Annotated in this window: 15 protein-coding genes; 13 read left to right on the top strand and 2 right to left on the bottom strand. The window is 34.6% G+C overall.

The features are described 5' to 3' along the window. Positions 1-43: 43 nt before the first annotated feature. Positions 44-775, top strand: coding sequence for an AAA family ATPase (locus MHI10_RS10915; protein ID WP_340785416.1), 732 nt, complete (start codon positions 44-46; stop codon positions 773-775). Between the two features lie 61 nt (positions 776-836). Here the strand turns inward: MHI10_RS10915 and MHI10_RS10910 are convergent, their stop codons facing one another. Continuing rightward, complete coding sequence (locus MHI10_RS10910; protein ID WP_340785415.1) at positions 837-1,952, bottom strand: copper resistance D family protein; 1,116 nt, start codon at positions 1,950-1,952, stop codon at positions 837-839. A 2-nt stretch (positions 1,953-1,954) separates the two neighbouring features. Next, a complete protein-coding gene (locus tag MHI10_RS10905; protein WP_340785414.1) occupies positions 1,955-2,506 on the bottom strand; it encodes a copper resistance CopC family protein in 552 nt (183 codons plus the stop codon). 389 nt (positions 2,507-2,895) lie between these two features. Here MHI10_RS10905 and MHI10_RS10900 point away from each other — a divergent pair, with 389 nt between their 5' ends. The 12 genes from MHI10_RS10900 to MHI10_RS10845 all read left to right on the top strand — a co-directional run bounded on the left by MHI10_RS10900 (position 2,896) and on the right by MHI10_RS10845 (position 13,133). Continuing rightward, positions 2,896-3,258, top strand: a complete 363-nt coding sequence (locus MHI10_RS10900) for a rhodanese-like domain-containing protein (protein WP_340785412.1) — start codon at positions 2,896-2,898, stop codon at positions 3,256-3,258. Between the two features lie 249 nt (positions 3,259-3,507). Further along, positions 3,508-4,662: an RNA-guided endonuclease InsQ/TnpB family protein gene (locus MHI10_RS10895; RefSeq protein ID WP_340785411.1), complete on the top strand. Its 1,155-nt coding sequence runs from the start codon at positions 3,508-3,510 to the stop codon at positions 4,660-4,662. 166 nt (positions 4,663-4,828) lie between these two features. After that, complete coding sequence (locus MHI10_RS10890; protein WP_340785410.1) at positions 4,829-5,872, top strand: beta-carotene 15,15'-monooxygenase; 1,044 nt, start codon at positions 4,829-4,831, stop codon at positions 5,870-5,872. 154 nt (positions 5,873-6,026) lie between these two features. Next, positions 6,027-6,860: a copper amine oxidase N-terminal domain-containing protein gene (locus MHI10_RS10885; RefSeq protein WP_340785409.1), complete on the top strand. Its 834-nt coding sequence runs from the start codon at positions 6,027-6,029 to the stop codon at positions 6,858-6,860. Between the two features lie 148 nt (positions 6,861-7,008). Beyond that, positions 7,009-7,587 carry a dienelactone hydrolase family protein gene (locus MHI10_RS10880; RefSeq protein ID WP_340785408.1) on the top strand — a complete coding sequence of 193 codons (579 nt, stop codon included), beginning with the start codon at positions 7,009-7,011 and terminating at the stop codon, positions 7,585-7,587. A gap of 102 nt (positions 7,588-7,689) precedes the next feature. Continuing rightward, positions 7,690-8,517, top strand: coding sequence for a copper amine oxidase N-terminal domain-containing protein (locus MHI10_RS10875; RefSeq protein WP_340785407.1), 828 nt, complete (start codon positions 7,690-7,692; stop codon positions 8,515-8,517). A gap of 215 nt (positions 8,518-8,732) precedes the next feature. Beyond that, positions 8,733-9,164: a hypothetical protein gene (locus MHI10_RS10870; RefSeq protein WP_340785406.1), complete on the top strand. Its 432-nt coding sequence runs from the start codon at positions 8,733-8,735 to the stop codon at positions 9,162-9,164. A gap of 95 nt (positions 9,165-9,259) precedes the next feature. Further along, on the top strand, positions 9,260-10,105 hold the full coding sequence (locus MHI10_RS10865) for a copper amine oxidase N-terminal domain-containing protein (RefSeq protein ID WP_340785405.1): 846 nt from the start codon (positions 9,260-9,262) through the stop codon (positions 10,103-10,105). 272 nt (positions 10,106-10,377) lie between these two features. Beyond that, positions 10,378-11,208, top strand: a complete 831-nt coding sequence (locus MHI10_RS10860) for a GNAT family N-acetyltransferase (RefSeq protein ID WP_340785403.1) — start codon at positions 10,378-10,380, stop codon at positions 11,206-11,208. Between the two features lie 765 nt (positions 11,209-11,973). After that, positions 11,974-12,222 (top strand): hypothetical protein, encoded by a 249-nt coding sequence (locus MHI10_RS10855; RefSeq protein ID WP_340785402.1) that lies wholly within the window; start codon positions 11,974-11,976, stop codon positions 12,220-12,222. A gap of 205 nt (positions 12,223-12,427) precedes the next feature. Further along, on the top strand, positions 12,428-12,709 hold the full coding sequence (locus tag MHI10_RS10850) for a hypothetical protein (protein WP_340785400.1): 282 nt from the start codon (positions 12,428-12,430) through the stop codon (positions 12,707-12,709). 124 nt (positions 12,710-12,833) lie between these two features. Continuing rightward, positions 12,834-13,133, top strand: a complete 300-nt coding sequence (locus MHI10_RS10845; RefSeq protein WP_340785398.1) for a hypothetical protein — start codon at positions 12,834-12,836, stop codon at positions 13,131-13,133. Positions 13,134-13,187 lie beyond the last annotated feature (54 nt).

Raw genomic sequence — 13,187 nt, 5'->3', positions numbered from 1 at the left:
CTCTTTTTTTACGATGTAAAGGACAATGGAAGGGGTGTGAAAGATGTTTTTGAAGGCGGTCAAGTTAAAGGATGATTTCGTGCCAAATCAAGAGCATTACCCGTTTTCGATTCCCGCATTGGCGCAGCTAGATGAGCTTTCTTTTGATCATGCTGTTACGTTTTTTGTCGGTGAAAACGGCTCTGGAAAATCGACGTTGCTCGAAGGTATAGCGGATCAAATCGGTTTTAATCCTGCAGGAGGCAGCAAGCAAAATTTCCAAGTGTTTGATGTTCACGCATCCGAATCCGCACTTAGTGAGTATTTGCGCCTTTCGTGGATGCCGCGTGTCACAGATGGGTTCTTTTTACGTGCCGAAACATTTTATCAATTTGCTTCCCATATAGATGATGTTGACTGGACAGGCTACCGAGATTACGGGGGGAAATCTTTGCATGCACAGTCGCATGGGGAATCTTTCTTTTCGTTATTCCAACATCGCTTTAAGGAAAATGCTATCTATTTATTAGACGAGCCTGAAGCGGCATTATCGCCAAATCGGCAGCTTGCATTTTTAAGATTAATGCATGATTTACTAAGTAAGGGCAATGTACAGTTTATTATTGCCACGCATTCGCCCATTTTGCTTGGCTATCCAGATGCGCAAATTTATCATTTTGATGAAACAGGCATTGAATCGGTTGCTTATACCGATACCGAGCATTATCAAGTAACTTCATATTTTTTACAGCACCGTGAGCGCATGCTAGAGCAATTATTTATGGAGGACGAATGAAGATATGAAAAACAGCAACAAGACAGGGAATAATCCCGATCTCGTTGCTGTTTTTTCATGGTTAATGTTTGTGTGGGGCGATCTTGCCAGTAAAATCAAACACGGTAATAGACATCATGCCCATATAAAAACAAATGGCAATTGCTAAACATAACAATATCGGAATGAGTAGTGGCGCTCGTTTAATAAAGCTCACAATAAACAGCCCGATAAAGACCGCTGTTAAAATAAAGAAAATGACCCCAGTCCCGTTCATTTGAAAATGCCCCATCATACCAGTTTCAAGTGGCGTGGAAAGCATCCACTGCATGAGCAACGATAAATTATCGCTTTGTGCGGTAGGCATCGGTGGCTGGTGCTCACTAAAAATAGCTGTTACGAGCACGATTAATAGTAGTAATACCGCCTCTATTTTCGTCCAAATGGTTGGATTGAAATTCGGTTTTGTTAGCTGTAATTTGATCAACACGCCATTCGCAAAAATGAGGCAAACGAGCGGAATTAACAGCACATGTTTCATAAATAACCAATGCCCATATGGACTCGACCAACCTGTAATATAATCCGGCACAATCGTCTCTGTTAAAAAGATACCGCTAAGTGCCATGGCAGTGACAGCGACAATTGCAGTCGGAGAGAACCATTTTAAAAACACTTCCCAATTTTCATAAGAAATCGCAAAAAAGCTCACTTGTAAAAGAATGCCGACCCAAACGCTAATGGCGAATAAATGGATAAAGTCTAGGAAGAATCCTGTAGTCGAACCCATTGCATGTGCATGACTGGCAAAAGCGATCGCTGCAATTATCGCAGTTAAAAGAAACAGATAAATGACTGTGAACAAATGACTCACGCGCTTTTGGCTCACTGTAAAGAGTGCGGCTAAAATCAATGTAAGCACAGCAGAAGCGAGCCAAGAATGTCCGACCTGATAGTTTGTGATAATTTTTAGTAAACTCGGAAACAACCCAAATTGTTTTGTTAAAATAACGAGCAGTTGTAAAATAGGTGCAAACGTCACAATAGGAATACTCCACAAACTTACATAAATCCATCTAGCTGGAATGGAGATTTCTGGCTTTAATGACGTGGGAATGAGTCGCATAATAAATGCGCCCATTAATATGGATAAGCTCACGTATAAAATAAATTGACTTAAAATCGTTACTACAATCATACTTATTTTTTACGCTTCCATAATACGACTGCGCTAATTGCGATTAAAACACCTAGAATGACACCTGCAATTACTAACGGTGAAGATGAATTTTGTTTATCCTTTTCTACTTCTACAGGGGACGTCGGATTTTCCGATTCAAGTTCGATGTTTTCGATGTCTGCCAGATCCTCTGTTTTCACTTCTTCAATCGATTCCGTTTCTACTTTGTCTACTGTAAATGAATAATGTCCTGATAATGGGTGTCCGTCTTGGCTAATACTATTCCACTTTACTGTATACACGTCGTTTTTGAGCGGTTCCTCTAATTGGCCTGTTAATTTGCCGTTATCTACTGTAAACGAGCTGACAGGAATTTCATTGCCTTCACTGTCTTCGAGTGTAAAGAAACTACCCTCTTCAATTTTCCCAGAATAGTTTAATTCAATGGACTGAATGTCTGTTGTTACGATGTCTCCGTCTGCTGGTGTTGTTACATCCAAATAAGTATGTGCAAATGCTTGTGGTGAAAATAGTAAAAACAATGCAAATGCTGATAAAATGATTTTCTTCATAAGTGTATAAATCCTCCTGCTTGAAATTGTTATGACATTGATTATTGTAGCGGAAATATATTATCATTTCATTTTTTATGAATCTAAATTCATAGCAATCTTTGGACATTTGTCATATTAACGACCAAATTGTGAAATTCTTATGTTGAAATGAACATGCTATAATAAAAACATGAAGTTTGGAGGGAAAGAGATGTATATTTTATATATTATACTAGGCGTTTTTATCATCAATGTAGGCATTATGACACCAGTTAATTTCTTATTATCACTTACGCTAGGAATTGTGAGTATCGGTTTTGGGATCTATTACATGATGAAAATGCCAAAGCAGATCGAAAAACAGTCTGATAAATGATTTATGAAAAGAGATGTACGGAGGAAATAATATGGTAGAACTGATTATTATATTAGCCATTTGCGCGGGGATAGTCGTATGGAAAATGCGTCCGGTTGCTGGCGTGAAGACGATTACAACAGATGAATTGCAAACGATGCTGCGCGATCAACATAAGATTTTTATCGATGTGAGGAGTGCAGGGGATTTTAATAAAATGCACGTGGCACCGTTTTTGAATGATCCGCACGGGAAAGGCATTGCCGCGCTACCAAAGGATAAGGAAATTGTGGTCATGTGCCGCTCGGGTTTACGTTCATTGGAAACATGTAAAAAACTAAAAAAGCTTGGCTATGAGCGCGTGACGAATGTAAAAGGTGGGATTACGTCTTATCAGCAGCGGGGGGAGTTGTAGCGTGAGAAATTATGCGCGGTGAAATATGTTTTATTTGATTGGGTAAAAATGTATAATGGTGAAAAGGAGTAAATAACAGTTGTTTAAAGTGCGGAATTATGTGGTAAAACATATTATTAGATACCTATAAAGACAACTTATAAACGAAACAAATTCGCAAGTTTGATAAATGGTATTGTGAAAATAACGCAAAATTAGGATTATGCCAAAAAAGAACTCTTTATCGTCCCACAAAGGAGGTTAAAAGTTTTGAGGAAAGCCTATAAAACTGAACTCTTACTATCAGACACTCAACAACAAAAAGTGAATCAGACAATTGGTGTTTGTCGTTATGTTTATAATTTATACATTCAAACAGCCCAGGAAAACTATAAAAAAACAGGGAAACATTTATCGGGTTACGACTTTTCAAAATGGTTAAATAATGTGCATACAAAGGAAACAGATTCGTGGATTAAGGATGTTTCAAGTAAATCCGTGAAACAAAGCATTATGAACGGAGATAGAGCGTTTAAACAATTTTTTAAAGGAATAGCTAAGTTCCCCCGTTTTAAGAAGCGGAAAAATCAAGATGTGAAAGCTTATTTCCCAAAAAACAATGCCACAGATTTAACGGTTGAACGCCACCGCATAAAGATTCCGACAATCGGCTGGGTTAGGCTAAAGGAATATGGTTACATCCCGACTCGCGCTGAAGTGACAAGCTGTACCGTTTCTTACAAGGCGGGGCGCTATTTCATTTCAGTTTTATGCGAAGAAGATGCAATGCGAACTGTTGAACTATCCGAACATGACGGAATTGGAATTGATTTAGGTATAAGTATTTTTGCGGTTTGTAGTCATCACGTTGAATTTGAAAATATCAATAAAACGAAACGGGTGATTCAACTAGAAAAGCAATTAAAGCGTCAACAACGAAAATTAAGTCGCAGTTATGAACAAAATAAAAACCGAAAGAGAGGTGAATTCTGCGCTAAAAACAGGCAAAAACAGCAAATCGCTGTTCAAAAACTGCACGCTAGACTCGCAAATATCCGATTACAATACATTCTTTATGTTGTAAATATGCTGGTGAAAACCAAATCAACATATATTACGATTGAAGATTTGAACGTAAAGGGCATGATGAAGAATCGACATTTAGCCAAGGCAATTGCTCAACAAGGATTCTATACCTTTAAAAAATGGCTACTTGCAAAATGTCTGGAACACAAAATTGAACTAAGAATAGTTGATCAATGGTATCCATCATCGAAACAATGTTCAAGCTGTGGCACCAAGAAAGCTCGCTTAAGCCTTTCAGAGCGTATATTCAGCTGTGATCATTGCGGTATAGTTCATAGCCGTGATTTCAATGCTAGTTTAAATCTAAAATACGCGAAGGAATATACGGTACTCACTTAACGAAACCATATACATGTAGGATGGGCTACATCCGAATTTACGCCTGTGGAGTGCTAAAAAATTGTAGTAGCAAGCAATTGGCGAGGCAGAGTACGAAGAAGCAGGAAATTGTCTAGCGTAGGAGGATTTCTACATTCTTCTATGTTTTTAGTAGCAGTGATTTCAAATGACTTGGATTGAAAAGGGTAAACCGATTTGGCTCGTTCTGCTTCTACTCGTAGTTGGCAGTAATTTGGCACTTTATCAAACAACAATTGGCACAAGTATTTTACCGGAAGAATCGCAGTATGTTGTACTTGGTTCGTTATTCGATTTATTGCTTGTCGCACCAATATTATGGATGTTATACCGAAAACACTTTTCATGGAAAACAGCCATTGCGCTTATTGCATTCGGTTGTATAGGCATTCGTTTGTTTATTCCAAGTGACCTGTTAGCACCATTTTCGACGATTACATTAGTAGGCATCGGGATGGAAGTACTACTCGTTTTATTCGAACTTTTACTCATTGTTACATTGCTGCGCTATTTACCGAAAATTATTCAAGAAGTGAAGCATAACGAGCTACCTGTGTTATATACATTTAATACAGCCGTTGAAAAATATGTAAAAAACAACTTCCTTATTCAAATGGTTTGCTCCGAGCTGCTTATGGTGTATTATGCGCTAGCGAGTTGGAAGAAACCGATTCCAAACGGCATTACCTTGCATAAAAATTCAAGTTATATCGCATTTCAAGTGATGATGATTCATGCCATTATTGTGGAAACACTCGGCATTCATTATTTCTTACATGCAAAATGGCCGATTATTTCGTTTGTATTATTAATATTGAATGTTTATTCGATTGTCTTTTTCTTAGCGGATATACAAGCTGTGCGAATGAATCCAGTTCAAATTCAAGATGGAAAACTTTACATTTCACTCGGTTTAATGAAGCGAATGAAAATGGACTTACATAATATTGAAAGCATCATAGAAGACAGGGCGGTACTGGAACAAAAATGCACAAAAGACACACTTGAATTTGTCGCACGTGATTTTGAAAAAGTGTATCCTGATTTCATCTTAAAAATGAAACAGCCACAAAAGGCAACATTATTTTTAGGGAAGGAAAAGCACTACAACTATATTGCAATAAAATCCGATGACCCTGTGCGATTGAAACAAATGATTGCGTTAGGGATGGGAAGTAATACTGCAGAATAAAAATGAAATAATCTAATCTACTAAAAGGATATGGTGCTCAGTATAGCCGTATATCCTTTTTTCTTATGCGGGTTATATTTATTGAATATTTTAAATATGGTAAGTGGTGAATTAGTATAACGTTAATAAATTTACTGAAAGAAGGAGTGAAAAAATGAAAAAAATGTTCTTAGGTATGTTCCTCACGTTAGTTTTAATCCTTAACGCGTCACCTGGTTATGCGGCAACTACTCAAATTAAGGTGGACGGGGTAACGATTTCAACGGACGTGAATCCAGAAGTTAAAAATAATCGGACAATGGTTCCATTACGTGTCATTAGTGAAAATTTGGGCGCTACTGTCCATTGGTCGGATTCACAAGTCACACTTACTAAAAATGATATGAAAATAATCTTAAAACTGAATAGCAATAAAGTGGTGAAAAACGGTAAAACGGAACTTCTTGATGTAAAGCCCTATATGAAAAATAATCGTACTTTTGTTCCGATGCGTTTTATTGCGGAAACATTTGGCAGTAATGTTGATTACAAAAACGGCATAGTAACGATTGATACAAAGCCGTTTGCTATTGATGGTGTAATAGTAAGTGCGTTGCAATACGAATATCATATGACATTGGGGGGAGTAGTACAGAAAATCAATGGGAATGGTTATAACGAAGCTATTTACAATATATTTGTAGAAAATAATAGCCGAGAAGTCAAAGCTCCTATTTATCTTCCGTGGGACTTTTATCCTCTTCAATTAGAGGAATGGGACTATGAAAAGAATGCGCAATATGATTTTTTAGATCAAAATGGTGAAAGTATCAAACGTTTTGATACTTATTATTCGATACAAACAGGGCACTCCGAAATGTTAGTTCAAGAAGTTACCGAAAATCGTTGGTATGTGAATAGTGATTCCGCAAGATTATCTATACTCCAATTAATTGATAAAGCTGCGGAGAACGGCTTTGTAACAGTTATTAGTAATACAGTTCCATAATGAGAGAAGTGGTTTTTTGTTATGGAAACATATAGCGTAAGAAAGAAAAGGGCATAACATATGAGCTATGTTATGTCCTTAATTTTTTCAGTGTAACATAAGGTAAGCGTCTAAAAACGTAAAACTAAAAATGAAGGAATTCATGTTTATGGAATTAATACAAAAATCAAATCAATGCGTTATTTTACTACATGAAATATACGGAATAAATACGCACATTAAACATTATGCCCATGCATTTTATCAAAAAAGGTATGATGTTTATGTCCCGGATTTATTACAAAAAGATAAACCATTTTCATATGACGAGGAAGAACTTGCATATCAAAATTTTATGACAAACGTTGGTTTTGAAAAGGCGCAAAATGAAGTGAATTCTTTGATTTACCAATTATCAGGCAAATATTCACATATACGTATTGTAGGCTTTAGCATTGGTGCCACAATTGCCTGGCTTTGTAGTAATAATCCTTTCGTACACAAAGTAGTTGGCTTTTACGGCTCACGCATTCGGCAATATACAAAAGTAGTACCGAATGCAGAAACGATTTTAATATTCGGTACATGGGAGAAATCGTTTAATCCGATTGAATTGGAGAGGGAGCTTTCTAATCACTCTAATGTGGTTGTTGAAATTGTGGATGCTGCACATGGTTTTGCAGATCCTTACACTCCAAAATACGATGAAGAGATTACAAATAATCTACTATCCTATTTGTTTGATTAATTTACTGTGTATCCAATGTTTGATTGTTGCGCTTCCTTAGTTGGAAAATTGCTTTTTGTAGGAATGAAAATCATAAATTAGTCTAAAAAGGGGTTATCAAAAATGAAAAAAATGTTCTCAGGGGTGTTCCTAGCATTCATTCTAATCCTTACCTCGTCAACTAGTTATGCAGCAACTATTCAAATCAAAGTGGATGGAAAAACGATTGTAACGGATGCAAATCCAGAAATTAAAAATAATCGAACAATGGTACCTTTACGTGTAATAAGTGAAAATGTGGGTGCTACCGTTCATTGGTCGGATTCACAAGTGACGCTTACTAAAAACGATATGAAGGTAATTTTAAAACTGAAAAGTAATAAAGTCGTAAAAAACGGGAAAACGGAGTATTTAGATGTAAAGCCATATATGAAAAATAATCGTACTTTTGTTCCAATGCGTTTTATTGCTGAAACATTTGGTAGTCATGTTGATTACAAGAACGGCATAGTGTCGATTGGTACAAAGCCATTTACTATTGATGGTGTAATCGTAAGTGCATTGCAGCAAGAATATCATCTGTTTATGGGAGGGGTAGTAGAGCAAAGCAAGGGCAATGGTTATAACGAAGCCATTTATAATACTTTTGTAGAAAACAAAGGTAGTAAAGTCAAAGCTCCTGCTAATTACACGTGGGATTTTCATAATGTTTCTGCTGGGGACTATTATAAAAATGTGCAATTTGATTTTTTAGACCAAGAGGGGAACAGTATCAAACGTTTTGATCTTTATTCTTTACGCGGCTTGGAGCAACTTGAAATTTTACTTCATGAGCCTACAGAAGGTCAATGGTATTTATTTAGTGAAAATGCACAACAATCGATCTATCAATTATTAGATAGAGCCTCGATGAACGGCTTTGTGACGGTGATTAGTAATACAGCACCATGAGATAGACAAAGGTTTTTCTAGTTATGGTAATGAATTGCTTAAGAAGAGGCACAAAATAAAGAATGTTGTGTCCTTATTTTTTGGGGTTACCTTAATGTAATTGGATAATTTTGAATTAAACATTGTATACATCAATTATCAGAAAGTTGAAAAAGTGTAACTTCAATCCACTTGTTACGTCAAATTTATTAAGACCCTTAAGAAAGAGGAAATGGATGAAAACTTTTTATCATAGTTTAATCATGTGGATACCGTTTATATTGTTGTTTTCCATTGCAACAGTTGGATTAGAAACTGTAGAAGGGAATAAAATAAGGACAACAGAATATTTGGGGCTTGATGAAATAGGACCCGCATATTTGCTCCTTACAACAGCCTTATTTGTAATGTTATATCCGATTTCATTTTTATCTCTAACATTTATCGTAAACAAATATGTAATAAAATCAAAAGTTAAAATTGCTATGTTTACTTTACTTGGCGGTATGTTAGGCGTTCTTGTTTTTAAAATATTATACAATTCTCGTTTTGGTTTTATAGAAGAATATAATTTAAATATTTTAAGCGCCATTATTTTATTTGCCATTGCAGGTTTACTCTTTGCTTTAGCTGAAATTTCAATCAAAAAGAATATAAAATTTGTTTAGCTAAAGTAGAATGATCCCGAATGAACAAGTTTAAAAAGATTTAGATGCAATTGATCGTACGGTACAAATTTACTTAAAAATGGAGTGTTTAAATGATGAAAAAAGCAATCTCAGGGATTTTCCTTGCATTAATTCTAATCATTACCTCGTCACCTACTTATGCAGCAACCGCTCAAATAAAAATTGACGGTGTGACGATTGTTTCCGATGCGAATCCAACAGTTAAAAATAATCGTACAATGGTTCCATTACGTGTCATTAGTGAAAATTTGGGGGCTACTGTCCATTGGTCGGATTCACAAGTGACGCTTACTAAAAACGATATGAAAGTAATCTTGAAACTGAATAGCAATAAAGTGGTGAAAAACGGTAAAACCGAGCTACTTGATGTAAAATCATACATGAAAAATAATCGTACTTTTGTTCCAATGCGTTTTATTGCCGAAACATTTGGCAGTAATGTTGATTACAAAAACGGCATAGTAACGATTGATACAAAGCCGTTTGCTATTGATGGAGTAAAAATCAAAGCAATGCAATACGAATTTCATATGACAATGGGCGGAGTAATCCAGCAAATGAAAGGGAATAGTTATAACGAGGCCGCGTACAATATTTTTATAGAAAACAAGGGAAGTAAGGTTGAAGCGCCTGCTAATTATTCATGGTATTTCAATATTGATTCAGCTGGGGACTATTATAAAAATGCGCAATATGATTTTATAGACCAAGAAGGGAAAAGTGTAAAGCGTTTTGATATTTATTCTTTATCTCAGTCTTCAGATGGAACTGTGCTTAAGCAACCTCAAATTTTGATTCATGACGCTACTGAAAATCAATGGTATTTGTTTAGCCAAACCTCAAATCAATCAATAGATCAATTATTTGATAGAGCTTCGATGAACGGCTTTGTGACGCTTATTAGTAATACAGTTGTCTAAAGTAGAGAAAGTATTTAGTTGTAATAGTAATAGGAAGCTTAGTTGGCATAGTTAAGGACATAACGTAAATAATGTTATGTCCTTAACTTTTTTATAATGTAAAAGGTATTGGTTGATTTTGAATGAATTATTATTTTGTGTTTTTGCATTTTAGGGAGAGTCTAGTGGTTTTTAATACATGTGACCAAATGAAACTTTGGTAGTTTTCTTTAAAGTGTATTTGTAATTTATAGTTAAACTCTAATAAAACTAAAAAGTGAGGGGATTTTTTTATGATTACAGAATTAAATAGCTTAGAATTTTTCAAGTGTAAAGAACTATTATATGAGCATGGTCAATTAGAAGCAAATGCAATAATTGAAGGAATAAATCCAGGTAGAGTATTTGTAGATGATGTTGCTTCGCCAACATCTGGCCTTATTTGGCTAGGTAATAATGATGGTTTTATCTTTATTGGAGATGAAAAAAACGAAGCATTCAATAACGAATTAAATGCTTTTATTGACCAATTCATTATACCCGAGGCACTAAAGTTAGGTTTACATTGGTTTGAAGTTGTTGGTAATCATCCAAGATGGAATAAAGCGATTGAAAAATTGTTAAGTAATCGTGAATTAGGTAGCTGGAATCAACGTGTATATACGCTGCAAAAAGCTGATTATACATATAACAATGAACTCACAATTGGAAAAGAGTATAGAGCTGAGAAAATAACAAAACAGCTTTATGAAAATAAAGACAATGCAATAAAAAACATCGAATTTTTACATTCAAAAATTTTAGAGTTCTGGTCTTCGTCTGAACTATTTTTTGATCATGGAATTGGTTATTGTATCATTTATAAAAATGAAATTGTGAGTATTTGTGTTTCGTGCTTTGTCGTAAGAGAAGTGCATTGTATAAGTATTGAAACCTTAGAACTGCATCAAGGCAAAAAGCTAGGTCAAAAAATAGCAAAGTCTTATGTAGAAGAATGTTTACATTATAATCTCATTCCGTATTGGGACTGTATGGAATCAAACAAGCCCTCTATTGCTGTGGCTGAAAATTTAGGATTTACAATGACATTTAACTACATAGGATATGAATTTCCTTTTAAGTAAATTTAAATTTTCTATATAGAGCCTTCGTTCAATAAAGATTTATAAAATATACATAAATAAATTAAAAAACGTTCCCAAATCAAAGTTTGGGGACACAAAAAAAGCCAAGAACATTGGACTATCAGCGTTCTTGGCTTTTCTCGTGGCATATTGTTTATACATGATTTTATTCATGGATGTTAGAAATCCGTCATAGCGCGTGTTTACGAGTACGTGGCATCGGCCTACACATGCGAACGCCATGAATGAAATTGTGCATATTCTTAACGTCGTAAATACAGTTTTCTAACAGGACCGCTATATAATTCAAATTAATCCTGTAAATTGTCCTGTATTATTAATTATTTTATGTAATTTTCAACAAAATATCTTCCAAAGAAAGATGTTTTGCTAAAAGGTAATACAAAGATATTTCATTGGATGTAATAGAGTCTCTTAATGGCGAGCTTAATGCCGTTAAAAGTGAACCTGAAATCGTTGTTATAAATGATTTAGATGAATTCTAAGAAGGTGGCGATAGTAGCGACCCATAGTTATAACCTAAAAAGAAGCGAGTGATATTATTGAAAATTCAAGAGAGGGCTATGTTAAATAAAATTTTACAATTAATTGTCGTTTCGTTTGTTACTGCAATTATGTATTACTTATTAATTTCGTTTGATTTTCGATGTGGCAAATTTTTATCTTTTTTCCGTTAATGTGTGTTGTGTCCGTATTTATAAAGGGATGAAATTCTATATTTAATTCAATCAGTATTCCAATGGTGTGAAGCCAGAAGTATATGAGTTAAATAAAAAATGGACTGTTATTTATGAATTCGGCACACAAGAGGATCGTGAGAAAGGTGAAAAAGAATTTGCTACTAAGACTGCAAATTTCAATTTGGTTTCGTATACATCGTTTATTAAAAGAAATTTATTGATTTTTTACGTATACGAAGAGGATTTAAATTCAAATCAAATACCATTCTATACAGAAAAACAAGCAGTATTGGACAGTCTTTTTGAAGGGTAATCGGACAAAGTGTTACTGAATATGATACAAAATGTATATCTAAATAACGTTACCAAGTTAGGGAATCCTCCCATTCAATTGAATAGGGGAGCTGCTTATGAACAGTATGTAGCTTTTAAAGTCGTTGATTAAAGTTTTCTATGCAAATGATTTAAATTCGAAACTTCCATCATGTATATACGTATAAAGGGAGAGGAGGGTTTTTATGGGAATAAATATTATTGATGTTTTAATCCTGTTTATTTGTATTTATTTACTTGTTTCTGTCATTAAACTTAATGGTCGTATCAAAGGTTTAGAACATGTGATAGACCGGATATCTAGGCACATTGATGTACCTGAAATCTCAATAAATACTGAATTACGACAGCTTTTAAACGAAGATAATGATGTCAAAGCAGTAAAAAGAGTTAGAGAAACATTAGGGCTTTCATTAATAGAGGCGAAACAATATGTTGACGCTTTGAAACAGAAAGGGAATAAATAAAGGGGGCTAAAAAATGAAATTGCCTCATCTCAAATATGTTTTCTAAAATATATCTATCGCGAATGATTATGATATTTTTTTGGCTATGATGTTTACGAATGAATTTATAAAGTGAGGGATTATAATGGTTGGAATTATTATGACTGGTTTATTATTGATTTTCTCCATTATGAAATTTTATAAAAGCCGAGCTCTTTTTAAACAACTTTCAAAAAGGGAATGGTTACAGTATATTGTAGGTTTTTTATTTGCTTGGATTGTTGGTTTAATAATAATAATTGGTGGTTCGAAACTAACGAATAGTATTCAAATGGGCTGGTTCGATAATGTTTTTGCGATTTTATTTATTTTAATGGGATTAGCATCGGCTGGATTTATTATGAATAAAACTTTGCCAGAAAAGTTAAGAGGGTTTTACTCGTGATATTAAGGTTAAATAACACAATCGTACTGCATGGACTTCTACTAAATATACGGA

The organism is Solibacillus sp. FSL K6-1523 (genome assembly GCF_038005225.1).
Taxonomy (GTDB): domain Bacteria; phylum Bacillota; class Bacilli; order Bacillales_A; family Planococcaceae; genus Solibacillus.
The sequence above is the reverse complement of the archived record's forward strand: the minus strand, read 5'-3'. Positions and strand labels throughout refer to the sequence as shown.

Bases quoted from the DNA above. Each gene is read 5' to 3' on its own strand.
- MHI10_RS10870 (WP_340785406.1), top strand. From the start codon at position 8,733: ATGAAAACTTTTTATCATAGTTTAATCATGTGGATACCGTTTATATTG.
- MHI10_RS10905 (WP_340785414.1), bottom strand. From the start codon at position 2,506: ATGAAGAAAATCATTTTATCAGCATTTGCATTGTTTTTACTATTTTCA.
- MHI10_RS10900 (WP_340785412.1), top strand. From the start codon at position 2,896: ATGGTAGAACTGATTATTATATTAGCCATTTGCGCGGGGATAGTCGTA.
- MHI10_RS10885 (WP_340785409.1), top strand. From the start codon at position 6,027: ATGAAAAAAATGTTCTTAGGTATGTTCCTCACGTTAGTTTTAATCCTT.
- MHI10_RS10860 (WP_340785403.1), top strand. From the start codon at position 10,378: ATGATTACAGAATTAAATAGCTTAGAATTTTTCAAGTGTAAAGAACTA.
- MHI10_RS10880 (WP_340785408.1), top strand. From the start codon at position 7,009: ATGGAATTAATACAAAAATCAAATCAATGCGTTATTTTACTACATGAA.
- MHI10_RS10845 (WP_340785398.1), top strand. From the start codon at position 12,834: ATGGTTGGAATTATTATGACTGGTTTATTATTGATTTTCTCCATTATG.
- MHI10_RS10865 (WP_340785405.1), top strand. From the start codon at position 9,260: ATGAAAAAAGCAATCTCAGGGATTTTCCTTGCATTAATTCTAATCATT.
- MHI10_RS10915 (WP_340785416.1), top strand. From the start codon at position 44: ATGTTTTTGAAGGCGGTCAAGTTAAAGGATGATTTCGTGCCAAATCAA.
- MHI10_RS10875 (WP_340785407.1), top strand. From the start codon at position 7,690: ATGAAAAAAATGTTCTCAGGGGTGTTCCTAGCATTCATTCTAATCCTT.
- MHI10_RS10890 (WP_340785410.1), top strand. From the start codon at position 4,829: ATGACTTGGATTGAAAAGGGTAAACCGATTTGGCTCGTTCTGCTTCTA.
- MHI10_RS10910 (WP_340785415.1), bottom strand. From the start codon at position 1,952: ATGATTGTAGTAACGATTTTAAGTCAATTTATTTTATACGTGAGCTTA.
- MHI10_RS10850 (WP_340785400.1), top strand. From the start codon at position 12,428: ATGGGAATAAATATTATTGATGTTTTAATCCTGTTTATTTGTATTTAT.